General features: G+C 63.7%; 20 protein-coding genes. 9 read left to right on the top strand and 11 right to left on the bottom strand.

Annotation, left to right across the window (positions count from 1 at the left end; all coding sequences use genetic code 11):
• The first annotated feature begins 2 nt into the window (after positions 1-2).
• Together ACH488_RS15745 and ACH488_RS15740 are read left to right on the top strand one after the other, a co-directional pair.
• Complete coding sequence (locus ACH488_RS15745) at positions 3-3,515, top strand: response regulator (RefSeq protein ID WP_397325499.1); 3,513 nt, start codon at positions 3-5, stop codon at positions 3,513-3,515.
• Positions 3,512-4,435 carry a diguanylate cyclase gene (locus ACH488_RS15740; protein WP_397325498.1) on the top strand — a complete coding sequence of 308 codons (924 nt, stop codon included), beginning with the start codon at positions 3,512-3,514 and terminating at the stop codon, positions 4,433-4,435. The genes ACH488_RS15745 and ACH488_RS15740 overlap by 4 nt, the downstream gene beginning before the upstream one ends.
• A 92-nt stretch (positions 4,436-4,527) precedes the next feature.
• On the opposite strand, the gene ACH488_RS15735 is transcribed toward ACH488_RS15740, so the two are convergent.
• The 7 genes from ACH488_RS15735 to ACH488_RS15705 all read right to left on the bottom strand — a co-directional run bounded on the left by ACH488_RS15735 (position 4,528) and on the right by ACH488_RS15705 (position 13,315).
• Positions 4,528-5,412, bottom strand: coding sequence for a hypothetical protein (locus ACH488_RS15735; protein WP_397325497.1), 885 nt, complete (start codon positions 5,410-5,412; stop codon positions 4,528-4,530).
• Positions 5,413-5,843: 431 nt separating this feature from the next.
• A complete protein-coding gene (locus ACH488_RS15730) occupies positions 5,844-7,322 on the bottom strand; it encodes an ArnT family glycosyltransferase (protein WP_397325496.1) in 1,479 nt (492 codons plus the stop codon).
• Positions 7,323-7,430: 108 nt separating this feature from the next.
• The gene (locus ACH488_RS15725) at positions 7,431-8,234 is read right to left on the bottom strand and encodes a PIG-L deacetylase family protein (RefSeq protein ID WP_397325495.1); all 804 of its coding nucleotides are present in this window, start codon (positions 8,232-8,234) and stop codon (positions 7,431-7,433) included.
• Positions 8,235-9,380, bottom strand: a complete 1,146-nt coding sequence (locus ACH488_RS15720; RefSeq protein WP_397325494.1) for a glycosyltransferase family 4 protein — start codon at positions 9,378-9,380, stop codon at positions 8,235-8,237.
• On the bottom strand, positions 9,377-11,032 hold the full coding sequence (locus ACH488_RS15715) for a lipopolysaccharide biosynthesis protein (protein WP_397325493.1): 1,656 nt from the start codon (positions 11,030-11,032) through the stop codon (positions 9,377-9,379). Before ACH488_RS15715 ends, ACH488_RS15720 begins: the two co-directional genes overlap by 4 nt.
• Positions 11,033-11,066: 34 nt before the next feature.
• The gene (locus ACH488_RS15710) at positions 11,067-12,506 is read right to left on the bottom strand and encodes a glycosyltransferase family 4 protein (RefSeq protein WP_397325492.1); all 1,440 of its coding nucleotides are present in this window, start codon (positions 12,504-12,506) and stop codon (positions 11,067-11,069) included.
• Positions 12,503-13,315, bottom strand: coding sequence for a glycosyltransferase (locus ACH488_RS15705; protein ID WP_397325491.1), 813 nt, complete (start codon positions 13,313-13,315; stop codon positions 12,503-12,505). The genes ACH488_RS15710 and ACH488_RS15705 overlap by 4 nt, the downstream gene beginning before the upstream one ends.
• 193 nt (positions 13,316-13,508) lie before the next feature.
• On the opposite strand from ACH488_RS15705, the gene ACH488_RS15700 reads away from it, so the two are divergent.
• Positions 13,509-15,728, top strand: a complete 2,220-nt coding sequence (locus ACH488_RS15700) for a S9 family peptidase (protein ID WP_397325490.1) — start codon at positions 13,509-13,511, stop codon at positions 15,726-15,728.
• A 79-nt stretch (positions 15,729-15,807) separates the two neighbouring features.
• Here ACH488_RS15700 and ACH488_RS15695 read toward each other — a convergent pair whose 3' ends face one another.
• Both ACH488_RS15695 and ACH488_RS15690 read right to left on the bottom strand, forming a co-directional pair.
• On the bottom strand, positions 15,808-16,611 hold the full coding sequence (locus ACH488_RS15695) for a methyltransferase domain-containing protein (RefSeq protein WP_397325489.1): 804 nt from the start codon (positions 16,609-16,611) through the stop codon (positions 15,808-15,810).
• Positions 16,612-16,649: 38 nt separating this feature from the next.
• On the bottom strand, positions 16,650-17,033 hold the full coding sequence (locus ACH488_RS15690) for an STAS/SEC14 domain-containing protein (protein ID WP_397325488.1): 384 nt from the start codon (positions 17,031-17,033) through the stop codon (positions 16,650-16,652).
• A gap of 194 nt (positions 17,034-17,227) precedes the next feature.
• Between ACH488_RS15690 and ACH488_RS15685 the strand changes: the two genes are divergently transcribed.
• A complete protein-coding gene (locus tag ACH488_RS15685) occupies positions 17,228-18,871 on the top strand; it encodes an ATP-binding protein (protein ID WP_397325487.1) in 1,644 nt (547 codons plus the stop codon).
• Between the two features lie 145 nt (positions 18,872-19,016).
• Here the strand turns inward: ACH488_RS15685 and ACH488_RS15680 are convergent, their stop codons facing one another.
• On the bottom strand, positions 19,017-19,184 hold the full coding sequence (locus ACH488_RS15680; RefSeq protein WP_021473873.1) for a hypothetical protein: 168 nt from the start codon (positions 19,182-19,184) through the stop codon (positions 19,017-19,019).
• Between the two features lie 107 nt (positions 19,185-19,291).
• Here ACH488_RS15680 and ACH488_RS15675 point away from each other — a divergent pair, with 107 nt between their 5' ends.
• Both ACH488_RS15675 and ACH488_RS15670 read left to right on the top strand, forming a co-directional pair.
• Positions 19,292-20,353, top strand: coding sequence for a hypothetical protein (locus ACH488_RS15675; protein ID WP_397325486.1), 1,062 nt, complete (start codon positions 19,292-19,294; stop codon positions 20,351-20,353).
• 2 nt (positions 20,354-20,355) lie between these two features.
• Positions 20,356-21,912, top strand: a complete 1,557-nt coding sequence (locus tag ACH488_RS15670) for a putative bifunctional diguanylate cyclase/phosphodiesterase (RefSeq protein WP_397325485.1) — start codon at positions 20,356-20,358, stop codon at positions 21,910-21,912.
• Positions 21,913-22,050: 138 nt separating this feature from the next.
• Here ACH488_RS15670 and ACH488_RS15665 read toward each other — a convergent pair whose 3' ends face one another.
• The gene (locus ACH488_RS15665; RefSeq protein ID WP_397325484.1) at positions 22,051-22,638 is read right to left on the bottom strand and encodes a GNAT family N-acetyltransferase; all 588 of its coding nucleotides are present in this window, start codon (positions 22,636-22,638) and stop codon (positions 22,051-22,053) included.
• A gap of 211 nt (positions 22,639-22,849) precedes the next feature.
• On the opposite strand from ACH488_RS15665, the gene ACH488_RS15660 reads away from it, so the two are divergent.
• The 3 genes from ACH488_RS15660 (at position 22,850) to ACH488_RS15650 (ending at position 25,350) form a co-directional block, all read left to right on the top strand.
• Entirely contained in the window at positions 22,850-23,311 is a 462-nt protein-coding gene (locus tag ACH488_RS15660; protein ID WP_397325483.1) for a hotdog fold thioesterase, read from the top strand.
• Positions 23,312-23,318: 7 nt separating this feature from the next.
• Entirely contained in the window at positions 23,319-24,659 is a 1,341-nt protein-coding gene (paaK, locus tag ACH488_RS15655) for a phenylacetate--CoA ligase PaaK (RefSeq protein WP_397325482.1), read from the top strand.
• Between the two features lie 88 nt (positions 24,660-24,747).
• On the top strand, positions 24,748-25,350 hold the full coding sequence (locus tag ACH488_RS15650) for a TetR/AcrR family transcriptional regulator (protein WP_397325481.1): 603 nt from the start codon (positions 24,748-24,750) through the stop codon (positions 25,348-25,350).
• Positions 25,351-25,666: the final 316 nt, after the last annotated feature.

The raw sequence follows: 25,666 nt of genomic DNA, 5'->3' as shown, positions 1-25,666 counted from the left end.
CAGTGGCAGAAGTGAAGCTTGGGGTTGGTCCGGTACGCCCAACCGGTTGGCATGGTTTGCCGCTGTTCCTGATAGCCGCGGGCGTCTGCGCCGTGTTGCTCGCAGTCGGTCTGGGAAGCGGGATTGGAAGCACGACGGCGCAACTCGCCGGCGATCTGGCCATCCTTTTGGCTGTGCTCACCGCGCTCGCCACACACGCGCGGGCCGCTTTCAAACGGCGCGGCAACGCAGTGGGGCGCTGGTTCGTGGTGGCCGGGCTGGCCGTGTGGAGCGCGGGACAGGCCGTATGGGCAGTCAATGGGATCACCCTTGACCACCAGTACCCCTTCCCGTCACTCGCAGACATCGGGTTCGTCTGGTATGCCCTGCCAACAGCTATCGGGCTGGTCCTCTTGCTCCGGGGCCAAGGACTGAGGTTGTCGCTACGGCGGACCATCCTGGATGCGGGTGTGGTTGCCAGCGCAACCTTCTTCATTGCCTGGAGCTCCGTGCTGGGCCCCTTGGCGCAGAAATCGAACCAGGACGCCTTTGCCCAAGCGACGCAGATGGCGTACCCGATCGCAGACGTGTTCATGGTTTCGGTGGTCATTGTCCTAACCATGCGCGCGGCACGGGGCCGCCGTCTGCCGTGGTTGTGCCTGGGTATCGGCTTCTGGATCCTGGCCATCACCGACCTGACCTACGTGCGCTTCACCCTTGAAGGCATTACAGGGGTCACCGGCTCCCCGTTGGCGTTTGGCTGGGTGATTGCGTTCCTCTTGGTGGCACTGAGCCCGCTGGTCCCGGAAGCAGAGCGCCAGCGCAGGGACGGCAGGGCCTATGCTGCGATGCTGGAGCTCCTCCCCTACCTCCCGGTCTTCAGCGCTGTGTTCTTCTCGCGCAGCCGCCCCATCGGCACCGACCCGATTCTGCTCGTCACAGGCTTGGTGGTGGTCGCGTTCGTCATCGTGCGGCAGGTGCTGATCGTCGTCGAGAATGTCACGCTGACCCGCGAGCTGGAGACGAAAGTCGCCGAACGCACGGCCGAACTTGAGGGCCTGGGTGCAATCGTCAATTCCTCCGGCGATGCGATTGTTGGCAAGACCACCGATGGGATCATCACAAGCTGGAATCCGGGCGCCGAACGGATCTACGGCTACCCGTCCTCGGAGGCAATCGGCCGGAACAGCACCTTCTTCATCCCCAAGGAATTGCTGGTGGAGGAACGCGACGCCATCGCCCTCACCGCAGCCTCCGGCACCATCCAGAATTACGAAACCAAGCGCACTCGCCAGGATGGCAAGACCATTCCGGTCTCCATCACCATGTCCCCCGTCCGCGGCCCCGACGGGATTCGCGGTGTGGCAACCATTTCAAGAGACATCACCGAACGCAGGGCGGCAGAGGCTGAACTTCTGGACGCCCGCGAAGCCGCACTCGAGGCCAGCCGGCTCAAGTCGGAGTTCCTGGCCACCATGAGCCACGAGATCCGTACCCCGCTCAACGCAGTGATCGGCCTGACCTCCCTCATGATGGACACGGAGCTCAGCGAGGTCCAGCGCCAGTACGCCCAGGGTGTGAAGGGCGCCGGCGAAGTGCTCCTGACCCTCATCAACGACATCCTGGACTTCTCCAAGCTCGAGGCCGGGAAAGTGGACCTGGACATCGCCTCCTTCGATCCGCGGGCCCTTGTGGACGAAGTCGCCGGACTGGTGGCTGAGGCGGCGCAGAGCAAGGACCTGGAACTCATTTCCTATTGCCACCCTGACGTTCCAGCGCGGCTCATGGGCGACTCCGGACGCATTCGCCAGATCCTCCTGAACCTGTCCTCCAACGCGGTCAAGTTCACCGCCAACGGTGAGGTGGAAATCCAGGTGGCGGTCCTTGAGCAGGATGGTGAAGACGCCAAACTGCGCTTCGAGGTACGCGATACGGGCATCGGCATCCGGCCGGAAGACCACCGCCGTCTCTTCGACTCTTTCGCCCAGGCAGACGCGTCCACCACCCGGCGCTATGGCGGGACCGGATTGGGCCTCGCCATTTCCCGAAAGCTCACCGAAGCCATGGGCGGCGACATCGGGCTCGACAGCCGCGTAGGCGTGGGCAGCAAGTTCTGGTTTGTACTGGATCTGCCTGTCGGTCCGGTTTCCCCGGACACCGAAGCCCTTCCGGCATCGCTTTCCGGCCGGAAGGTTCTGGTGGTTGATGACAACGCCACCAACCGGCTGGTCCTGGAGAACCAGCTCGCCAGTTGGGGCATGGTGCCCGTGGCAGTGGCCGACGCCCGCAGCGCGCTGGACGAGTACCACGCCGCCGCCACCGCCCACCGCCCCTACGACCTCGCCGTGGTGGACATGTGCATGCCGGACACCGACGGCCTGGAGCTCGCCCGCCGCATCAAGGCCGAAAGCAACGGAACGCCGTCGCCGGGGATCATCCTCCTCACCTCCACCATGGCCGTGGACAAGGCAGACCTCACCTCCGCCGGGATCCGCGAGTACCTCACCAAGCCGGTGCGCAGCTCCGAGTTCTACAACCGGTTGTTGAGGCTCATGGCCACCAAGACGAGCCCACGCAAGGCAGCCGAACCCATCGCACCGCAACTTCCCGTGCCGGCCCTCCCGCGGCTCGGCACGCTGCTGGTAGCCGAGGACAACGAAGTGAACCAGTTGGTGGCCCGGGGCATGGCGAACCGCTTGGGCTACGACGTGGAGATCGTGGACGACGGCGCGCAAGCAGTCGCTGCCACCCTGACCGGCAAATACGCTGCGGTGCTGATGGACTGCCACATGCCCGTCATGGACGGCTTCGAAGCAACCCGCACCATCCGTGCCCGTGACCACGGCACTTACAGGATCCCGATCATTGCCATGACCGCGGGGGCGCTCGATGAGGACCGCGAGCGCTGCTTCGCCGCCGGGATGGACGATTACGTCAGCAAGCCGGTGGATGTGGACAAGCTGGGCGCGGTCCTGGCCAAGTGGGTCCCGGCATCTCCTGCCGGCGCCGCTTCAGGAGAAAGCACGACGCCGGATGGTCGGGACCCGGTGCAACCGGCCGTGGTTGCCGGGCACCTTCCGGATGCCGCGCCGCAGCAATCGGCGGGCGAACCACCCTCGACTGCGGCAGCACCGGCGTCGGACGTTACCGCTGTGCTGGACGGTCCCGCGGTGCTGGACTGTCCCGCGCCCTTGGACGCCGAGCGGCTGCAGCTGCTGCGTGAACTCGGCCCCAGCCTGCTGCCGGCAGCCATCACGGCCTTCCGCGACGAAGCTGAACGCTCCCTTGCCCACCTCAGCAACGCACTGTCCACTGGCGACGGCAAGGCCCTCCAATTGGCGGCGCACAAGCTGTCGGGAGCGGCAGGCAACATTGGAGCGGTGGGCGCCGCCGGTCTGGCCAAGGACCTGGAACGGCTGGGCCGGGAGGACCGCCCGGGGTTGGAAGCCGACGCCACGCCGCTGATTGAACAGTTGAAAGACGAACTCGCCCGGGTTGACCACGCACTCGAGCGGACCTTGTTGGGAGCCCCATGAAAGTCCTGATAGCGGACGACGACCAGATTTCCCGCCTCATCACCAAAGCCGCGGTGGAGCAATCCGGCCATGAGTGCATCGTGGCGCTGGACGGGGACCAAGCCTGGGAGCTGTACCAACTGCACCGTCCTGAAGCGGTGGTCACGGACCTCATGATGCCGGGCATGAACGGACTGGACCTGTGCAGGACCATCCGTTCTTCCGAAGGCGACTCGTACACGTACCTGATACTGGTCACTTCGCATGGGTCCCGGGACGATGTGCTGGCAGGCATGGAAGCGGGTGCTGACGACTACGTCACCAAACCGCTGGATCCCTTCAACCTGCGCATCCGCCTGCTCGCTGCGCAACGGATCACTTCCCTGCACGCCGATCTGGCCCGGTACCGTTCCGCGTTGACCGAGCAGGCCCGCACCGATCCGCTCACCAAGCTGCACAACAGGTTGAAGCTCACCGAGGACCTGGCAGAGCTCCACAGTCTTAGCGACCGCTACGGGCAGGAGTACTGCCTGGCCATGGTGGACGTGGATAACTTCAAGAGCTACAACGACCTTTACGGACACCAGGCGGGAGACGCCGCGTTGGTGGAAATCGCAGCCACGCTCGCCGCGGAGGTGCGGGAGAACGACGGCGTGTACAGATTCGGTGGGGAAGAGTTCCTGCTGGTCCTTCGCGGGCAGGGTGCTTCAAGTGCCGAGGGTGTCATGGAGCGTGTCCGCTCGGCCGTGCATGCGCTGGACATCGAACACTCGGGCGATCCGGACGGCGTGCTGACCATCAGTGCGGGGGTCGCCGCGCACAGCCACGAGCACCCTGCCGGAACGGAGCAACTCCTCAAGGACGCGGACCTGGCGCTGTATGCGGCGAAGGCCTCGGGCAGGAACCGGGTTGCTGTCGCCAGCGCACCCCCTACTGACTGAAGTCTCCAATTCACTCATCAGGACGCCGCCGCCCAGTCAGCCCGTTCAGACTGAACTCGCTCAGTGCGTACAGCCGCGAGTACGTGACGGGACTAATTGAGGGCCCGCAGTTTACTCATCGCATCGCCGTAGTCTTCAAGAGTCACCCCGTTGCGATCGTTGAAGAGGTCGTCTTCAAAACCGAACAGGAACATTGTCATCCCGCATTCCGCGGCGTAGGCAGGAGCCCTCCGCAATTGATCCGACAGACTGTCCGACAGTGCCGAACCGCCGGTGAACGGCGAATCCGGGGGGCCAGGGTTCTCGCCTACCAGCCCGAGTCCGGCACGTCGTGCCAAAGAGCTCGTGTATCTGTGCGAGGACCACAAATGGACCTCTTCAAGCAACACCTTCTCTTCGTCTCCGGGGAGGCACCTGTCCTGCCGTGGTTCTTCAGCGCGTGCTCTGACGTCCGAAACGTCGTCCAGCCCGGTGAAGTCGACGTCCACGTTCGGCAGTGTGGAGAGGACAGCAAATTGTGCCGCGTAGTCCAGTCCGCGTTCCTGGGCGCCGTCAGGGTTTGCCCTTCCGTCCAAACGCCCCTGCACAGCCTTCACTTGGTCAGCAGGGAGTACACCGCGGCCAGCGACGGGAACGTGCACGCGTCCTTCGAATCCCAGGCTGCGGAGTTCAGTAACCTGCCACACCACTGCATCCACGACTGATCGCGCGTACCAATCCCACCAGGCCGTGACCTGCACGGCAGATACGGCATTTCCGTTCCACGAGCCTGATCCCGGACGCCATCCCGGCATCGGCGAACGTCTTGCTCCCTCCGCCAAGCCCTCACCGAGCTGAGGAGCGTCACCGAACGCCCAAAATTCCTGCTCACTACCGCCGTCCTCGGGGCCCGGATACCCCAATTCCCCGGTGCCGTTGGTGCCAACGCGTATGGCAGCGATGTCATCCAGACCCAGATCCTCTACAACGTGGGCCAAGTATCTTTGCACGGCGTCGCGCACCGCCGCGCTAAAGATCAGCTCGGCCGCATGGTCCCTTGGTATTCCGCCGTCACTCCCTCGCAGCACACCCCCGGGCAGGCGCCTCACCCAATCAGGCGCGTACTGCAGGCCTGGCGATAGAACCACTTTCATCCCGGCCGTACGGCACGTATCCAATTGCGCCCGCACTTCGGCAACATACCGACGGTCCACTCGCCCCGCGGCAGGTTCGTAGCGATCCCAGCCCAGCGGTAATTCCACGGCGGAGACTCCTGCCGCCCGAAGCGCCGTCACCCGTTCGGATGAACAAGAGGCACCCAGAACTCCGAACACCAAGGGAACGGGCGCGATTCTTCCGGTGTCGGCAGCGCATCCAAGGCCTACGCTGGCTATCAAGAGCGTCAGCACACTTGCCAAAGTTATTCGTTTCATTCGTATCCTCCGGTTACGGGCGGCAGGACCAGCCCTCCGGCCACAGCTGCGTCGAGCCGCGTCCGGTCCAGTTTCCACACCACTGTGTCGCCGGATGTGGGTCCTGCAAAGGTGAACACTGGCTGGGCGTTCTCCTCCAGCCAGGTCAGGAACTCAGGGGAAGCGAAGCCATATCCCTCACTCAGCTGCCTGCCCTGCGTCAGAACGTAGTCAGCTCCCCCATCGCGCAAGGACCGCAACGAGGGCAAAACGTCCCAGCCTTCGTGGGGAAGCAGCGCGAACTCACCCGTTACCGAAGTCAAGCCCACCCTCGACGAACCAGGTATCTCTGCATTCATCCAATCCCGCGCACGGACAAGCCCGTCATCAACCACCGACCTTGCTTGGATGCCCAAAACGAGACTAAGGACCACCATGACTGCCGCGCCAAGTAACACCACCGGGCGTAGTCGACGGTGCCACTTCACCAGCATCGCCGCCGCAACAGGCAACGAGACCAGCGCAGCCAGCACCACGCAGTAGCCAAATTGCTCCTCCGCAGCTCCGAAGAAGACGGAATAGACGCCCACAAAGCCCGTGAACAGTGAAAAGAGTCCCATCAGGCGCCGCTTCGCGAGCGGTGAAAGGGCTGCCACCGCGCCACCCACAATGGAAAGGCCAAGCAGCGCGTAGCTAGTGCCGAATCGACTGGCGAGGTCCATCAGCCGGCCGGTGAAATCCACGCCAGGGACCGAGTTGAAGCCCGTCATCTGAACAGCGCCGATCATGCGGAGTACACCCACAGATTTCTCTCCCACGAAATCCGGCAGCAGTCCAGTGGCGACAACCACGCCCAGATAGGCCACATAGGGAATCAGCGAACAGGCCAGGATCCGCCCGGCACTTTGTAAGGTGACGGTTCGGCGCCAAAGCACGGCAGCAAGGAGCGGGACCACCGTAAAAATGGACGTCATATCCTTCATGACGATGGCCGTCCCAAAGACCAACCCGGCACTGATTTCAAGCCAAAGCCGTGTACGTCCCCGTTCAAGGTCCAGCAGCTTCAAGACCAAGAGCCACCCAGAAAGCACGGCCAGTCCTGCCGGAGTTTCCATCATCAACCTCCCGTCCATGCGGAGTACAAACGGGTCACTCGCAAGGACCACTGCGGCCAATGCAGCGGAATGCACTCCCACCAGGCGGCGAACCAGGAAAAAACAGACCACCACCGTCAGCACTCCGAGGAACGCGTTGACCCAGCGCAATTGCAGGGCTAGATCCATGGGGTCACCTTCCAGCCCCAACACACGGATAACCAACCCATTGAGTGCGTACGTTCCCGGGGGATGCAGGAAGAAGGGAGCACCGGACGTTGATGGCATGTGGCCATGAGCTATTTGCCTGGCGAAATCTGCGTAGGTTACTTCATCGATGAACACGTCATTGGCACGCTGAACGCCGAAAATCCGGAACACCAGCGCCAGCAGTGCCAACATCGCGGCAACCACCCACCAACGCCCCAATGCGCCGTCAGGCTTTCTGGCCGGCCTGCGCGCTGGAACCCTTTTTGGCGATGCCTCACTCACCTGCGGATAAGTCACGTATCAAGCTCCGAAATGCCCGGGGACGAAATAGATTTCCGGCTTCAAGGGAATTACGCCTTCGGGGAAGAGCGCGTTGGCTTGGGAGGCGTACTGCTTAATCCGTGAGGGTTTGGCCGCCAGGCCCGTATCCCAGGCCCATGCCGCGTATCCCAAGCTTTCCAGGTGCGCTTCATCCGGCCGCGATACGAGGTCGTACGGGAAGTCCGAGTACATCACCAGATTCTTGCTATGTCCCTTGCCGAGTTCGCGGGTGATCAGGTGGTCCACATGCTTTCCTACACCAGCGGGACAAAAGATCAGTTCCGCCTGGGTCTGTGCCATCAGCGCGGCCACCTCGTCCCTGAGGTGTCGGATCACCTCTTTGTCACCTCTGGAAACCCTGCCCAGGGCGATATCGAACCGGTAGGTGGCGTAGCGGTGCGTGAGTTCCGGTAGAAGCCTGTCCCAGGCGCTGCTCCCCAGCCAAGTGGGCTTGCGGCGCCGCCGGAAAAGCGCATCCACTTCGCCCAGATGGATGAATTGGATTCCCATGTCCATCAGGACTTCCCGGTCCTCTGTTCGCCGTGCTGCGTACAACTCGCCCGCTTTCACGGTGCCGCATTGGCGCAGGAAAGACTTGGCCGCACGAGTATGCGGCCCAGGCGACGCCTCAGTGAACAATGTGGCCACTATGATCGGTCGCTTGCGAGCCTGTGCTTCCATCAGCGCGCCGCATGACAGCACGGCGTCGTCAAGGTGAGGTGACAGGAAGAGCCACGGTGCGCCGCTTGTCAGGGATCGTTCAATACGTGATGGGTGCGTCATTCAAACCCTTTCCGAATAATCGGCCTCTTGGAGCCCGGTGGCGTCCCTGCTCAATGTGTCCAGGGATTCCCGGTAAGACCCTGCCTGCAGGGTGGCGAGCGCATCCCAGTTGTAGCCGGTGGCAAACTCCCTGCCGAAGGTGGCCACTCCGCCAAGGTCTGGTTGGGCGTACCTGCGGGCGATCTCCTCCGCGAACGCGCTGACATCGAAGGACTCCACAAGCCAGCCCGCCCCTGGTGGGACGATCTCCCGAAGGCAGGGAATGTCGAAGGCGATCACCGGCGTCCCTGTCGCCAATGCATCGATGGCAACCAGCCCAAAGGTCTCATGTCTGGAGGGGACCACCACCAGGCGGGCATCGCTCAACGCCCGGAATTTCTCGTCACCGGACAACCAACCCAGAAGGCGCACGCGCTGTGAAAGCCCGGCCTCATGGATGGCTGCCCGAAGCTTGTCTTCGTCCGGCCCCCCTCCTGCGATGAGAAGGTCCCCGTCGATCCGGGGGCAACACTGTTTCCACGCATCCACGAGCAAATCCAGGCCTTTTGGGCTGTAATCCAGGCGCCCGATGAAAAGTACGTTCCGGCCGCGATGTGGTTCGGGTTTCCAGGCTGCGGGATCCACGCCATTGCCGATGACGTCAACGTGAATTCCAGGATTCATGGCCGATAGCCTGTCGGCAATCCCTTGTGAGACTGCGATCAGCCGGCGATACGTGCGGACGCCGAGCCTTTCCATCCAATGCAAGGGCAATTTGTATTGGCGTGCCTTGTCCGTGGCATGCAGCCATTGGACAATTCCGATGGTGGGGCGACCAGTCCAGAGCGGAGCAGCCATGGTGGAAAACGGTGCGAAGAAGTCTTCTACAACCAAGTCGATGTTTCCCCGGCGTTTCCATACCTCGAAGGGCAGGCACGCCACATAGGCCACCAATCGGTTCCATCGGTTTGCGCCGTTGCCCAGCCCAACCGGTACATAGTGAATACCGTCTTCCTCCCGTTCATTCCATCCCGGATACCGGGTTGTCAGCACGGTCACCTCGAATCCCTGTTCCACCAGGCGGCGATTGACCTGATGCGTCCTAACGGCTCCTCCACCGGCTCCAGGCATGCGGGGATCCTCGAATCCCAGATGCAGCACTCTCATGGCCTTCCCTCCGCCGCGTAAACATCCGCCCAGTACTTTGCGGGCTTGGGAAACTCTTGGGGGGTCCTTCGCAAAAGCGGATTCACGGGTTGTGTTTGCTGCATCGTTTTGGAGCCCAGGGCCCTGCGCCCACTTCTGGGGGCCATGCCCCCGGCCCGGAGCCAGCGCGGGATTTTGAAGTCATTCCTGTGAGGCAGCAGGTCTTTCTGGTGGGCCAGGACTGCCACACCGCTGACGCCGGCCATCACCAGCCAAACCGCAGCTTGCAGAAGCGCAAACAGTGCCAGGGCCGCCACAAGTGCCAGGCCCAAGAGGACAAACTTCGCGAATCCCTGGCCGGAACCGGCGTCCGCCACTATCGGGCGTGCCAGTACCGCCAGAACCAGTCCGGACATGACGGCACCCGCCGCAGAACCGATGGCCATACCCGCCACGGCATTCAACTGCCAGCCGATCCACAGCCCGCCGATCACCAGGACACTGGCGACGGCGAGCCCAATCTGGCAGCGCCGGTAGGCCCGCATGGCAAGGAGGACCGTGGAAAGCACCATCAGAACGGCATATCCAAGGCCGGAAGCAGCCAACCACGGCAACAGCCCCAGGGAGCCGTGGTACTTCACCGGAACCACGAGTCCCGCCATCACCGGCGGCGCGGTAGCAATGATGGCAAAGGCCACAACCACCAGTTGCCCAAAGGATGCGAATGACGCGCCAAGCACCTCGCTGACCTTGGCCCCGGGCTTTCGAAGGAGCGGAAAGGCCACCATGGCCGAACCCGCGGCCACGTAAACGGGCCCCTTGGCAATCGTGGCAAGTGCTTGGAATCCCGCCGCGTCGGCGGAGCCGTTATCGAGGAAGCCGACCACCACCACATCGATGCCCACCAAGACGGATACAACACAGAGCACTAAAGCGATATCGCTTGTTTCGGCCCAGCGCCACTTTTCAAACAACACCCCCGGACGCCAGCGAAGGTCCCTGTAGAAAGACGGCGGGACCACCAACATGGCCGCGCAACCCACCACGAAACCAAGTACGGCTCCCACGGCGCCCCAGGCCATCACAATCACCAGCAAGCTGACCACCAACCGGAGGACTACCTCGCCAATGGTGGCCACTGCGTACCACGTAAAGCGGAGCTCACCTTGCAGCCACCCGGCGGTTGCATTCGTCACGAAAATGACGAAGGAGGCCAAGGCCACAGCAGCTGCCAGCGATGGATTAGCCAGTGCCCACGTCATCCCACCGGCGATGATTGCCGCGGCCATACCAGCCAGGCATGACACGAAGACTGAAAAAGCCATGCCGTTACGTCGCTCTTCGGTGCTTCTGGGGTGGACCGCAACCACATGTGACAGGGGAAGTGGAACCAGCGCGTTCGCAACGATTCCCACAATTCCCAGGACCATCGCCGCTGCGGCGAACCGCGTGTAGTCCCCCGTCCCCAGCATGTTGGCCATGAGCAGCGTACAGGCGTAGCTGATCACACCCACCAAGGCAGCGGAGACTGCCAGGAAGCCACTGTTTTCTACGACTTTTAGATCGTTGTCCGATTCACTGTTCTTGAGTTCGGCTCTGGGCCTTTCGCCCAAATCGGGTCGGGGGCCGTCGCGCACGGCGGCCCGTGCTCTCTTTCTTAGGTCGGTGCTCAACGAAGGCCGGGTTCCATCCACCAACCCGATGCCACTAGTGACCATCGACGGCGCCGGCCGTATCGAAGGCGGCCCGGGGACCAGCGAGCAGCGTCTTGCGGCCCACGGGGTGGACGTCGGCCGGCCCCACGCCGAGCCTCTTCACCGCGGAGAAGGCTTCGAATTCATCGCGGCCTTTCATCAGGATCCAAACATTTCCCTCATCGGTCACCGCAACTTCATCTGCGGGCCGCAGAATGTCACAAAGCTCGACGCCAACCGGCCGTTCAAAACGCACCATGGTGGACAAGTCCGAATGGACGGAACGTGGTTCTCCGCCATTGAGACGCATCCCTTCTTCCAGGAGCACGCCGGTCAGCAACTTCGTGCTGCGGTCCCATGTGAAACAGCTTGCCCACTCCCGGCATTCGAGTGCCATGTCCGTAGCGGCCTCGCGCTCCGTCAAGAGTCTGATGGTGTCTACCAGGGCCGTTCCGAATTCGCGCGGGGTGTCAACCAGCCACCCGGTCTTGCCATCTACCACGGAGTCCCGGATACCCGGCACACGAAGTGCCAGGCATGGCACGCCCCAGGCCGCGGCTTCGATGACCGAACAGCCCCAGCCTTCCGATGCGGAGGTGGAGGCGGTCAGCCAAGCCCTCCCCAGCAACCGGTCACGGACCTCATTGGGCTGGTAGCCATGGAACGTCACGGAAGGGTCGAGGCCAAGGTCCATGGCGAGCTGCTGCAATCGAGGCCGCTCCGGCCCGTCCCCGACAATATCCATCCTCAGCTTGGGAAAGGTGCGGGCGGCCACCGCAAACTGGCCCAGCAACAGGTCCAGGCGCTTGTGTGGAACCAAACGGCTGACGACGGCGATGGTCGGCTCAGGCGCACGGTCGCCAACCATGGGTGGAATGTCGATGGTGCCGTTCGGCACCACGTGGATCGGTCCCGCAAATCCGAGCTTCCGCAGTTCCAACCGTGTGGACGGGGACACTGCGACGATCGCCCGCTGTCCATACACCGTCTTGGCGCCGGTCCCCTCCAGAAAGCGGCCCACGGCGGCCAAGGGCGGTGAGAACCGGGTGCGGAATTGTTCCTGGTGCACATGGTGGACCAACTGGATCACGGGAACCCCTCGGGGCAGGAACAACGGTGAAAAGAACGGGATGCCGTTTTGGCAGTCCACCACCGCGTCAAACTGGCCGCTGGTCCGTAAGAGCCTCACGGCAGAGTGCCCGTAAATGGACAACGGCCCGCCGCCGCGGAGTATGCGGATACCGTCGATGACGTCCTCAGCCGCTTGGCCGTCGTCGCGCCCTGTAAACCAGGTGACCCGGACCCCGCTCTGCACCCACCTGCGTGAGATCTCGTGCATGTATTGCTCGGCACCCCCGGCCTGCGAATGCCTGATATCGCGCCAGTTGAGGACCAGGACCTGCTTTCCGGCGAGCCGCTCGGGGGAGTTGAAATCGGGTAGGGAGTTAGTCACAGCATTGCTTTCTGGAGCTGGATCACCGAGGCGAAGCTGGAAACCCCGTCGCGAATGGGGCGGAACGTGGACCCGGCGCCGTCTGTCCACGACACTGGCAGTTCGATGATGCTGGAGTGATTGTGCTGGAGCCGCAGAAGCAGTTCCACGTCGAAGGCGAACCCAGTGCTGCGGCACTGCACCATGGCTGCGGTGAGTGCTTCGCGTTCGAAGAACTTGAAGCCGCATTGGGTATCACGGATGCCCTTGACCTTGGATCTGGTCAAGACGCGGAAGGCCGTTCCCCCTACCCTGCGCACGGGGTGTTGCGGTTGGACGAACCTGGAGCCGGGTGCGTGGCGGGATGCTATGACGGCGGCCGCGCCGTCGGAGAGGTGCGTCATGACTTCTACCAGCGTCTCCAAAGGCGTGGCCAGGTCCGCGTCAAAGAAGCCGGTGAACCGGGATGTGCCGCTGAGAAGGCCACGACGGACCGCGGCTCCTTTCCCGCGGCGGGAGCATCCCACTACGGAGATCGGCACTTCGTGCTGGGTTTCATGCGAAATCCTGCGGACAACCGCTGCAGTCTCGTCCACGCTGCCGTTGTCCACCACCACGATCCGGGACGACCATGGCTGGCCGGCCAGGAAGTCGACGGTCTGCCTCAAGGTGCCAGGAATCCGGGCGGCCTCATTGTAGGCGGGGATGACAACCTCGAGGTCTACATAGGAGCGCCGCATCGTCCCTGTCATGGGGCTCGACTCGAAGTGTCGGAACGACTGAAGACCCACGCTGCCAACGTGGGTGACGTGCTGCTGATGCAAGACCATGGGAGCCTCCGATTTATCCGGGAACGGTGCGAATCTGTGCTCGCAATATAGGTAGTGGCGGATAACGCCGGTCATGACGACACTTCGGGTCCGTACGTCCGAGTCGCAGGAATCCACCTCTGCCTGCGGGCTTCCCCGGCGCTCTCAGCGAAATTGCTGGCTCGCTGTCAGAGCCCGTCGATAAAGTGACCACATGAGCCACATCTCCCCCGCACCTGCCGCTGCCACGGAACCGGCACTTCAGCCTCCTGTCGCCAAGAAGGTCCCTGTCCACCGCGAACACCATGGCGATGTCTTCGTGGACAACTACGAGTGGCTGCGGGACAAGGACTCGCCCGAGGTCGTGGAGCACCTCAAGGCTGAGAACAGCTACCAGGAGGCCGTCACCGCGCACCAGGAGCCCCTCCGCGAGGCCATGTTCCAGGAGATCAAGGGCCGCACCCAGGAAACGGACCTTTCCGTGCCCAGCCGCAAGGACGATTGGTGGTACTACAGCCGCTCGGTGGAGGGCAAGGAGTACAGCATCCAGTGCCGCGTCCGGGCACAGGACACCGTAGACCGCGTGGCCGACTGGACGCCGCCATCCGTGGAGCCGGGTGTCCCGATCGCGGGCGAGGAGATCCTCCTTGACGGCAACGTTGAGGCCGAGGGCCAGCCGTTCTTCAGCATCGGCGGGGCCGCCGTAACCATCGACGGCAACCTCTACGCCTACGCCGTGGACAACGCGGGCGACGAACGCTTCACCCTGCGCATCAAGGACCTCCGCACCGGTGAGCTCCTGCCTGACGTCATCGAGAACATCTTCTACGGCGTTGCCTTCTCCCCCGACGGCACCCGCCTCTTCTATACAGTGGTGGACGATTCCTGGCGGCCGTACCAGGTGAAGGCCCACGTCCTGGGCACGCCCGTCACCGAGGATGAGGTGCTGTACCAGGAGGACGACGTCGCCATGTGGTTGGGCTTCGAGCTCGCCTCCGACCGCCGTCACCTGGTGCTCAGCATCGGCTGCTCCGAGTTCAGCGAAACGCGCTTGCTCCGCTTCGACGACTACGAAGCCGGCCTCACCACCGTCATTTCCCGCGACGAGCACATCCTCTACGAGGCCGAGCCGTTCCTCCTGGACGGTCGCGAAACGCTCCTCCTGACCCATAACAAGGACGCCATCAACTCCATGGTGAGCCTGGTGGATCCGGAAGAACTGGCCAAGCCGCTGGCCGAGCAGAACTGGCGTACCGTCGTCGAACATTCCGGGCAGGTGCGCGTCAACGGTGCCGGCGTGACCGCCACCCACCTGGTGCTGTCCATCCGCAAGGACACGATCGAGCGTGTACAGGTGCTGCCACTGGAGGGCCTAGGGACTGCCGCGCAGGGCTCACCGGTTGAGCCGTCCTTCGACGAGGAGCTGTACACCGCGGGTGTTTCCGGCTCCGACTACAACGCACCGGTGATCCGCATGGGCTACACGTCCTACTTCACGCCATCGCGGGTCTACGACTTCGTGCTGCCCACTGCCTCGCAGCCCGCCGGCGAGTTGCTTCTCCGGAAGGAGAGCCCGGTGCTGGGCGGCTACTCTCCCACCGATTACGTAGCGGCGCGCGAATGGGCAACGGCCGACGACGGCACCCGGGTTCCGCTCTCAGTGTTGCGGCACGCTTCGGTACAGCAGGACGGCACGGCAGCGGGCTTGGTATATGGGTATGGCTCGTACGAAATGAGCATGGACCCCGGCTTCGGCGTCGCGCGTCTGTCCCTGCTGGACCGTGGCATTGTCATGGTGATCGCGCACATCCGCGGCGGCGGCGAACTCGGCCGGCACTGGTACGAGGACGGCAAGAAGCTCACCAAGAAGAACACCTTCACGGACTTCATCGCGGCCACGGACTGGCTGGCTTCCTCCGGGTGGGTTTCTCCGGGGCGGATTGCGGCCATGGGTGGGTCCGCCGGCGGCCTGCTCATGGGTGCGGTGGCAAACCTGGCTCCTGAGAAATACGCGGCCGTGGTGGCACAGGTGCCATTCGTGGACGCCCTGACCACCATCCTGGACCCGGACCTTCCGCTGTCCGCGCTGGAGTGGGAGGAATGGGGCAACCCGATCCTGGACCCCGAGGCCTACGCGTATATGAAGTCGTACACTCCGTACGAGAATGTGCGTTCTGTGGCCTACCCGAAGATCGCGGCCGTGACGTCCTTCAATGACACGCGCGTGCTGTACGTGGAGCCGGCCAAGTGGGTGCAGGCGCTGCGTTCGGCGTCCACGGGGTCCGAGCCCATCGTCATGAAGATCGAAATGGACGGCGGCCACGGGGGCGCGTCGGGGCGCTACGTGCAGTGGCGTGAACGGGCCTGGGACTACGCGTTCGTGGCGGACTCCCTAGGCGCCACCGAACTCCTCCCCGGAGCCGGCCTCAAGTAGCGCTCGATACACCCAACTGGGGGACAGCAAACGTCGCTACGGGACTTCAGTGTTACGTTTGCTGTCCCCCAGTTGGGTACTAGCGGGCTCGGAGGATCGCGAAGTAACCCGGGATCACGTCCGGCTTGGACGGGTTGCTCAGGGGTCGTGTCTCGATGTTCGCCTCGCCCTCCTCCACAAGCTCCCAATCCGCCGCTGGGAAGGCCTTGCGGCGCTGCGCGGCACCAAAGCGGCCCGGCATCGGCAGGCCGCGGATGGCCCATTCGAGCGGCGCCGGAATGGAATCCTTCGTCGCGCCAAGATGGGTCACGTAGTCCACCGGCGTGCCTGGGAAGTTGGTCTCGGCGAGGAACACCATGCCGCGTTTTCCGACGACGGGCAGCAGGTTCGCTGCCAAGGCGGCACGGCCCTTGCGGTCCAGTACGTGGAGCACGCCCCGGATGAACACGTTCGCGTCGCCGGAGTACCCCGCCCGGCCCAAGGCCGTCGCCACGGTTCGCGCGGCGTCGGGTGCCGTCATATCGCAGACCCCGTAGCTCGCCGTCGTACTTCCGTCCGATTCCAGCCGTGCCCGGTCCACCGCGTTTTCCGCATAATCCAGGCCAAGGGCGTGCGGGAAATGCTGCGCCAGCGAGCGCGTGAAACTGCCGTTCCCACAACCGACGTCCACGATCGGAAGGGACTGATTAAGCACGGAAAGTTTGGGAAGGTAGCCTTCAAGCTCGTGGTCGCTGCCCGAATCCCAGAGGACATCGCCCGCGGCCCCGGTGGAACGGACATTGCCCCAGTACGTGTCCCATGCCGTCAGCGGATCCTTGGGCGCACCGGAGGACAGCCGGATCAGGCGTGGAATCAGCAGGTATTTCCGTAACGCGGACAGCATTCTCCCAATATAGGGGGCCACACCGCCCTCACCTGCACTTATTCCTCAACCAACCACTCCAAGGCTTCTGTTTCATCCGTGAAAAAACGGGTTGGACACGGTGGCTTCATGATCCCCAGGAAGAAGTTGGCTATGACCCGGTCCACCGGGGACGAACCCCACAGGGCGATCCGATTGGCCTGGCACGGCTTGGCGAAAACCGAGCGGGCGCCACGGGTCACGTCGTCCGTGGTGGCCATGTCCACGATCATGGGGTAACGGTCAGCTCCGCAGAGTTCGTTGACCCGGTCCATGGCACGCTGGGCGTCCGTTTCCTTGATCCTGGCGCCGCGCGGCCAGGTCAGGCGCAGGATGCCCTGCTCCTCGAGTTCCAGTTGGAAAGTGACCGGATGAAGGTCCTCCGAAGCTTCTGGGTGCTCCACTTTGCTCCTTGGCGTTTGGTCGGGGCGGGGCAGCCCTAACAGGCACTTTAAGGCCGGCAAATCCCTGGGGCAAGGATGGGGAAGAACCCTCCGACGCATTCTGCGCCGCTGGTCCGCTGCCGGGGCATGCGCTGATAGGGTGTTGCCAAATCTGGTATTTGCCGTGGAACGAACGTTGTATCGGAGGGGGCTCAGTGGTTTCGGACAGGGCCGATGTCCAGCAGGTCTCACTCTCCGCCTTGGTGGCGGACTCTGACACCGAACGGCTGACGGTGACCTCTGCTGCGCTGACTGCCGCGGGGTTCCAAGTGTTTCCTGCCTCCAACGCCGCATCCCTGGCCATCAGCCTGGAACACAACAACCATTCGGTGGTGGTGCTGGACAACTCACTGGCGCACGGCCTCCGCAGCCCCGGTGTCCCCGTACTGTTGCTGCTGGACGCCGGTGACCAGGTGGACCTCGAAGAAGTCGAAGCGTGGCGCATGGTGGACTACGTCCTCAATCCGGTCCGCCCCGAGGAACTGGTGTACCGCGTCAACACGCTGCTCGGCCGATCCAAGGAACGGGCCCGTGCCCGCGGCGAAGTGGAAACCTTGCGCGAGAGCCTCCGCAACGTCTCCGCCGCCATCCGGGAAACCAACGATCCCCAACTCATTGCGGACCTGGTGGTGCGCGGCTTCGGCGAAGCCCTGGATGTTGACCATGTGTGGTTCGCGACGTTCCGCGACGAACGGGTTCCTTCCATCCGCGCCCAATGGAACCGCACCGGCGTCGCGCAATTGCCCGCGAAGCTCGGCGACATGGAGAGCGTCATCATGGGCCTCGCCAACAAGCTGTGGACCAAGGCGGATGTCCTGGCCATCCTGGACCACCGGACGGAACCCGAGTCACGCATCACTGCGGCGCTGCGTGAATGGTCGCCCGAGCTCAGTCCGGTGTCCTCGGTGATCCTTCCCGTCGGTGAGGGTGCCTCTGCCCTGGGCGTCATCCTCCTGGCCACGGAAGAGGCCAGCCACGAGTGGACGCGCCCGGAAATCAACCTCATGCAGCACGTTGCCGGGAACGTTGCACACGGCCTCATCCAAGGCCACCTGATCAGCGCCCAGCAACGGGTCCTCCATCAACTGCGGCAGCTCGACAAAGCCAAGACGGACTTCCTGGCCACGGTCAACCACGAGCTCCGTACTCCGCTGACCTCCATCACCGCCTACCTGGACATGATCCGCGACGGCTCGGGTGGTCCCGTGCCGGACGGCATCAAGAAGATGCTGGATGTCATCGCCAGGAATTCGGACAGGCTGCGTCGGCTCATCGAAGACATGCTCACGGTGTCCATGCAGGACGGCAGCAACCTGGATTTGAAACCCGTGGACATCGCCAAGCTTTTGCAGGTGGTGGTTGCGACGCTGCGTCCGCTTGCGGAGTCGCGGCACGTGGCCATCTCCTACGTGGAGGCCTCCGAAGACATTGAAGTGACAGCGGATGAGGCCAAGCTGGAACAGGTGTTCACCAACATCGTGGCCAACGCCATCAAGTTCACTCCCGAGGGTGGCCGGGTGGGCATCACGAGTGTCCTGGCGGCCACCGAGGATGGCGGCCAAGCGGCCCTCGTCCAAATCGAGGACACCGGCCTGGGCATCCCCGAGCACGATCTCCCCCACATCTTCACGCGTTTCTACCGGGCTTCCAACGCGACGGCGGCTGCTGTCCCCGGAAGCGGCCTGGGACTGGCCATCGCCCAGGACATCGTCAGCAGGCACATGGGCCGCCTGGACCTGGACTCGACGCTTGGCGCCGGGACCACAGTATCCGTGGAACTGCCCATCGGGGGACCGTAGCTTGTGACAAGGCTGTCAATCGTGGCAGCCTGCCCTGACGCGGATCGTCACTAATCCGCGACACATGCCGAAACAAAACTGATGCCCCGGGTGGTAACCCGGGGCATCAATTTGCGTCATGGGGCCTTTGCAGGCGTCCCCCCAATTAGTTCGGCCACCAACCGATGCTGGTGGTGTTCGTCTTGGTGGTGACGCTGTTCGGCCACCAGCCGATTGCCGTGCTGTCCTGCGAAGGCTCGGCGTTGGCCGGAGCAGCAAAGCCTGTAACCGCCAAGACTGCTGCCATGAGCAGTGTTGCCGCAAATTTCTTCATTCGCTGTGCCCTTTCGTTCTGATGCGAATTTCTTGTTCGTGACTTGAATAAAGTCACGGGGCAAACTATACGAGCTTTTCTTCAGCAATAACATGGATAATGGCCTCATGCAGAGTCCCCAACTAACGCCAGTGGTCGTAGCCGGACTCAACGCACGTGCCAAGTGGAAGGAACGCGACTTCGACGAAGCCTTCCGGCTGGCCGGCGAAGCCGCCGATTTGGCCACCTCCGCCGGTGATGATGACGCCTGGTGGAACATGCTCTACCTGCAGGCAGAGTGTCGCCGCGACCAAGGACGGATCGAGGAATACCTCAAACTTGCAACGGCCCTCAACGCCCATCCCCTGACCGCGTCCTCCGCCGAACGCGGCGCCATGGCGGGAACCATGGTGGCTGTTGCCCTGCAGGGACTCGGACGTCTGGCCGAAGCCGCTGCCATGGCCTCCGACGCCGCGAAACTTGCCGCCGGGGATCCGGACCTGCTGTATGTGCAGATCCTGGCCCAGCGTGCCCTCATTGCCTCCCTGGCAGAAAGCAGGATGCTGGAGGACGCGTGGCGCGAGTGCCTGGAACTCGAAAACCTGCTGGCCGACGTGGACGAAGACACCGCCGGCAAGGGCTATTGGGTGATCGGCAACGTCGCCTTCCTCGCAGACAGGGTCTCCGACGGCGGCCTCTACCACGATCTTGCGGCCGAAAGGCTGTCCCCCTCCAAGGACGTTGACCTGTGGGCGCGGTTCAACCGGGCATCGGCCGAGATGCGCCTCCAGGCCAAGTTGAGCGACGCCGCTACCCTGCGCTGCATCGAAAGGGCCGAGCTGGCCACGGACATCGTTGGCGGCTCGGAACGGGACCACTTGGAGATGTCACTGGTCCGGGCGCGCTGGAACTATCTCAACCAGGACATGCCCGCCGCCCTGGCCATCCTGGAGCCGCTGTGCAACCGTTCCTCCGTCCTTGCCACCCAGACAGCAGCCGAGGCGCATTTCCTCCTGGGCCGCACCCTGCTGGCCCTTGGACGGCAACAAGAGGCGCAGGCAACCTTCGACGAATCGGCCGCATTGTTCGAGCAGGCAGCCCTCCCGGAACGAAGCTCTGCCGTTCACGAGTATCTCCGCGATAATGTTGGGCGTACCGCAGATGAGCGAGGCGGACCGCACGGGGGGTGAGCATGTCCGAGGAGAAGTCTGGCGCCGGCAACGACCCGCGTCTGGGGTTGCTCCTGGAAGGCATCATCAAACTGGCCGCCGGAGACCTCGACGCCCGGATTGAAGTCTCCGACGCCCGTGACGAGATCGATGCCGTCATCATGGGCACCAACCTCCTGGCCGAGGACCTCCAAATCATCTACGCCGAGCTTGAGGAGCGCGTAGCGGCCAGGACCAAGCAGCTGCACGAGGCACACCGCGAGATGCAGCACATGGCCATGACAGACTCCCTCACCGGGCTCAACAACCGCTCGGCCTTCACCTCCGCCTTGACCGATGCCCAGGAACGCGCCCGCAACGGCGGGCAACGGCCCGCCATCCTCCTCCTGGACATGAACGGCTTCAAGGGCATCAACGACTCCCTCGGCCACACCATCGGTGACCAGGTGCTGGAAATCGTGGCCCAACGGATCAGCGGAGCGGTCCGGGAAGAGGACATGGTGGCCCGCATGGGCGGCGACGAGTTCGCCGTCCTGCTGCGCGACGTGACCCCGGCGATCGCCAATTCCATCGGCAACCGGGTGCTTGCCGCCGTCGACGGCATCATGGAAATCGAGGGACACCACCTCCGCTGCGGCGCCAGCATGGGCCTCCGGATGGCACAGCCGGAGCAGACAGCCCAGGTGCTCATGATGGAAGCGGACATCGCCATGTACGAGTCCAAGGCCGAGGGCCGCGGGCGCTTGAAGGTGTTCAAGCCGGAGATGCTGCACGCCCGCCAGCTCCGCAACCAACTGATCAGCGAACTCAAGGAAGCCATCACCGGCTCACAACTGGTGCTGTTCTACCAGCCGATCATCCGGCTGGATACGCGCGGGATCGAAGGCGTGGAGGCACTGGTCCGGTGGAACCACCCCACCCGCGGCATGGTGATGCCGGACGAGTTCATCCCCATCGCCGAGGAAACGGGGATGATCTCCGAGCTGGGCACCTGGGTGCTGCGCACCGCCGTCGAGCAGTTGCAGCAGTGGCGCAGCGACCCCCTCACGGCCCACCACGATTTCAACATGCGCATCAACGTCTCCGCGGCGGACCTCCAACGACTGGAGTTCGTGGAGGACGTCCGGGATGCGTTGAACTCGGCGGGCCTGGACCCGTCCCAGTTGGTCCTTGAGTTGACCGAATCAGCCGTTATCCAGGGCAACGACCTTGACCGGTACACGCTCAAAGCCCTGGAGCGCTTGGGCGTCGGCATGGAAATCGACGACTTCGGCACCGGCTACTCGTCCATCGACTACCTCCGGCGGCTGCCCGTGCATGCGGTCAAGGTGGACCGTTCCCTGCTCTCGGCCCTCGGCAGCGACCCTTCGCAACCGGCGCTGCTTGCCGCGGTCCTGCAGCTCATCCGGGCGTGCGGCCTGGGTGCCGTGTGGGAAGGCATCGAAACCGAGGACCAGGCCGAGTACTTGCTCAGTATCGGCTGCACCAGCGGCCAGGGTTACTACTTCTGCCGGCCCCTGCCCGAGGCGCAGCTCACCGAACAGCTCAGGCACCATAAGGCGTGGCCGGTCCGGGACTGAGCCTGCGGACTGTTGCCGCACGACGGCGGCGGGCCGGGTTGATGCGCTGCCGCACGACGGCGGCGGGCCGGGTTGGATGCGTTGCCGCACGACGGCGGCGGGCTGGGTTAGTGCGCTGCCGGCGTGTCTTTGGTTCGGCTAGTTCGGCGCGATGGCGTCCTGGCTGTTCGCGATCCTGCGTGCCCGCCATTCGGAGTCCAGGATCGCGTAGATGTTTTCTGAAGCCCATTGACCCTTGTAGTGCCAGATGTCCACGAGCGTCGCTTCAAGGCGCATACCGATACGCCGGCAAATTCCCGCTGAGCCGGCGTTGAGCGAGTCGAGCTTGGCATCCACCCGGTGAAAGGCCAGGAGTCCGAAGGCCAGGTCCAGTACGGCCTCGGCCGCTTCGGTGGCAATCCCCTGGCCCCTTGCGTCCGGGTGCAGGATCCAACCGATCTCCGCCTGCCCCGGACCTTCCAACCATTTCAGCACTACTTCGCCCAGGAGCCCTGGCTTGTCCTGCCGCTCGATGGCCAGGCACACCCAGTCCCCTTCCTGCTTGAACTCGAAGTTGGCGTAGCGCCCCAGGACTTCCATGGATTTGGTCCTGCTCAGCTCGGGGCGAAGCAGGAACCGCGCGGTCTCGGGGAGGGATTGGTAACCGTGGAAGCGCTCAAGGTCTTCGGCTTCGAAGCGCCTGAGGATGAGTCGTTCAGTGAGGATGGGAAGCTCAATGTCGGGCATGCCTCCGAGGCTACAGTGTCCGCCCGAAGCGGTGTCCAATCCTTGGGTTTCGAGGACAGGCGGCTTCCCGTTTCCCGGGCCATTTCGCAACCCATTCCTGGTCATTTTTCCGGCCTGCTTCCTCGCCCGAATCCCCGTCCAGTCTTGACAGTTCGCCCGATCTGGGATTACCTAATGAACATTCGGTAAATAAAGCTGGAGGCAATGACGCATGGTTGAAACAACCCTCTCCGGTGCTTCGCACCACATCCTGACCGACGACTACGCGTCCGAATGGATGGGCATCGAGGTCCTCAAGCTCGACGACGGCCACGCCACCATCCGCATGAAGCTCCGGCAGGAAATGCTCAACGGCTTCGGCATGGCCCACGGCGGAATGATCTTCGCCTTCGGTGACACCGCCTTCGCACTGGCCTGCAACCCAGCCAACCCCACGCCCGAGGAAGCCGCCAACATCACGGTGGCCTCCGGCGTCGACATCAACTTCATGAAGCCAGCCTTCGAAGGCCAGGTGATTACCGCCGTCGCGAACCGCCGCGCGAGTACCGGCCGCAGCGGGCTGTATGACATCCAGCTCTATGCCGCTGACACGGCGGACTCCCCCTCCACAGACGCGCCCGGCGAACTCATCGCAGAGTTCCGTGGCCGCAGCCGCACCATCTCCAAGAAGTAGGAAGCTCATGACACAGAACACCGTCGCCGCACCGACTGCGTCCACGTCCGATGCCGTGCTGGACCGCGAGGAAACCATGTCCCGCGACGAACTGGAGGCCCTGCAGCTCACCCGCCTCCAGCACACCGTCGCCTACGCCTACGACCGCGTGCCGCTGTACAAGCGCAAGTTCGATGAGGCCGGCGTGCACCCCACGGACCTTCGCGAACTCAGCGACCTCGGCAAGTTCCCCTTCACCACCAAAGAGGATCTCCGACTGGAGTACCCGTTCGGCATGTTCGCCGTTCCGCAGGACCAGGTGGCCCGCATCCATGCGAGCTCCGGCACCACGGGCCGGCCCACCGTGGTTGGTTACACCAAGACGGACCTCGCCAACTGGGGCACGCTGGTGGCCCGCTCCCTGCGCGCCTCCGGCGTCCGCCCCGGAATGAAGGTCCACAACGCCTACGGCTACGGCCTCTTCACCGGGGGCCTGGGCGCCCACGCCGGAGCCGAAGCCCTCGGTTGCACCGTCATCCCCATGTCCGGCGGCCAGACCGAACGCCAGATCCAGCTCATCCAGGACTTCAAGCCGGACGCCATCTTGGCCACGCCAACCTACCTGCTGACCATCGCCGACGCCATGGCGCACATGGGCATCGATCCCACGTCCACCTCGCTCAAGTACGCCGTGCTCGGCGCGGAGCCGTGGACCGAGGAGATGCGCCACGAACTTGAAACCACCATGAACATCAAGGCCTCGGACATCTACGGTCTCTCCGAAGTCATGGGCCCGGGCGTCGCGGGCGAAGCCGTGGAAACCCAGGACGGGTGCCACATCTGGGAGGACCACTTCCGGCCGGAAATCATCGATCCGTTCGACCACTCCACCGTCCTGGGCGACGGCGAACCCGGCGAACTGGTCTTCACCTCCCTCACCAAGGAAGCGCTGCCGATCATCCGGTACCGCACCAAGGACCTCACCCGCCTGCTCCCCGGCACGGCCCGCCCGGCACACCGTCGCATGGGACGCATCACCGGCCGCAGCGATGACATGATCATCCTCCGTGGCGTGAACCTCTTCCCGTCCCAGATCGAGGAAATCGCGTTGCGGATCCCGGAACTCAGCCCGCACTTCCAGCTGGAAATCACCCGGCCCGAAGGCAAGCGCATGGATTCGCTGACGGTCCGGATCGAGCGGCGCGAAACCGTTCCTGTCGAGGCAGGCACGACGGCGGCCCACACCTTGCGCGAGCAAATCAAGATCCACGTTGGGTCGTCTTGCGTAGTTGACGTGGTGGAGCCCGGCTCGCTTGAACGGTCCAACGGGAAACTCCGCCGGATCTACGACCTTCGCCCCAAAGGCTGACGTTCCTCCTTGCGGCTTCGCATGTTTGCCCTGACATGCGAAGTCGCTGAACGGCAGTCACGCCCAGAGAACGTGAGAAGATGCCACCATGCCTAGTGAGACCACAGCCAAGCGCGGACGGCCCGGCTACGACCAGCAGTCGGTGCTCCGCATCGCCGTCGACGTCTTCAACCGCCACGGATACGACGCAACGTCCATGGGCATCCTGGCCGAGAACCTGGGGATCTCCAAGTCAGCCATCTACCACCACGTGCCCTCCAAGGGCGACCTGCTGAAGCTTGCCCTGGACCACGCACTCGGCGGCCTTGAAGCGATCCTGGAGCAGCCCGCCGCGCTGACCGGCCCGGCAGATTCGCGCCTGGAATTCGTGCTCCGCCAGACCATCGCGGTGCTGGTGGACCGGCTGCCCTTCGTGACCCTGCTGCTTCGCTTGCGGGGCAACACGGACATCGAGCGCGACGCCCTGGAACGCCGCCGCGCGTTCGACCACAAAGTGGCCGCGTTGATCTCCGCGGCCCGCGAGGACGGCTCGCTGCGGCAGGACATCGATCCCCGCACCGTCACGCGCCTCCTGTTCGGCACCATCAACTCGATCGTGGAGTGGTACAAGCCCGGCGGCTCGCTGTCCCCGGAGAAGCTTGCCGACGACGTCATCACCATGGCCTTCGACGGCCTCCACGCCGCCGCCTGACCCTCTCTCACCAAACCACCCCCTTCCGCCAACGCTCTCTCACCAAACCACCCCCTTTCGCCGGATCCTCTCTCACCAAACCACCCCCTTTCACCGACGCTCTCTCACCAAACCACCCCCTCCCCCCGACCCTCTCTCACCAAACCGCCCCCTTTTGCCGGATCCTCTCTCACGTGGGGTTGCCCGCAAGTTGTGGACAGTTGGTCAGGCGGCTTGTGCCGGCTGAGGTTGGTCCGTGGTGAGCAGCAGTTCGTGCTCCACGGGGGTGTTATAGCCCAGTGCTGAATGGAGCCGGGTGCGGTTATAGAACTCCTCG

Source organism: Paenarthrobacter sp. NPDC018779, assembly GCF_044391085.1.
GTDB lineage: Bacteria > Actinomycetota > Actinomycetes > Actinomycetales > Micrococcaceae > Arthrobacter.
Note: the sequence above shows the minus strand (reverse complement) of the source record. Positions and strands in the feature narration are given on the sequence as shown.

Excerpts from the sequence above, each read along its gene's own strand:
- ACH488_RS15740 (WP_397325498.1), top strand. The coding sequence starts at position 3,512 with ATGAAAGTCCTGATAGCGGACGACGACCAGATTTCCCGCCTCATCACC.
- ACH488_RS15730 (WP_397325496.1), bottom strand. The coding sequence starts at position 7,322 with ATGTTGGCACTGCTGGCGCTGGTGTTCCGGATTTTCGGCGTTCAGCGT.
- ACH488_RS15725 (WP_397325495.1), bottom strand. The coding sequence starts at position 8,234 with ATGACGCACCCATCACGTATTGAACGATCCCTGACAAGCGGCGCACCG.
- ACH488_RS15720 (WP_397325494.1), bottom strand. The coding sequence starts at position 9,380 with ATGAGAGTGCTGCATCTGGGATTCGAGGATCCCCGCATGCCTGGAGCC.
- ACH488_RS15705 (WP_397325491.1), bottom strand. The coding sequence starts at position 13,315 with ATGGTCTTGCATCAGCAGCACGTCACCCACGTTGGCAGCGTGGGTCTT.
- ACH488_RS15700 (WP_397325490.1), top strand. The coding sequence starts at position 13,509 with ATGAGCCACATCTCCCCCGCACCTGCCGCTGCCACGGAACCGGCACTT.
- ACH488_RS15695 (WP_397325489.1), bottom strand. The coding sequence starts at position 16,611 with ATGCTGTCCGCGTTACGGAAATACCTGCTGATTCCACGCCTGATCCGG.
- ACH488_RS15680 (WP_021473873.1), bottom strand. The coding sequence starts at position 19,184 with ATGAAGAAATTTGCGGCAACACTGCTCATGGCAGCAGTCTTGGCGGTT.
- ACH488_RS15675 (WP_397325486.1), top strand. The coding sequence starts at position 19,292 with ATGCAGAGTCCCCAACTAACGCCAGTGGTCGTAGCCGGACTCAACGCA.
- ACH488_RS15670 (WP_397325485.1), top strand. The coding sequence starts at position 20,356 with ATGTCCGAGGAGAAGTCTGGCGCCGGCAACGACCCGCGTCTGGGGTTG.
- ACH488_RS15665 (WP_397325484.1), bottom strand. The coding sequence starts at position 22,638 with ATGCCCGACATTGAGCTTCCCATCCTCACTGAACGACTCATCCTCAGG.
- ACH488_RS15660 (WP_397325483.1), top strand. The coding sequence starts at position 22,850 with ATGGTTGAAACAACCCTCTCCGGTGCTTCGCACCACATCCTGACCGAC.
- paaK (WP_397325482.1), top strand. The coding sequence starts at position 23,319 with ATGACACAGAACACCGTCGCCGCACCGACTGCGTCCACGTCCGATGCC.
- ACH488_RS15650 (WP_397325481.1), top strand. The coding sequence starts at position 24,748 with ATGCCTAGTGAGACCACAGCCAAGCGCGGACGGCCCGGCTACGACCAG.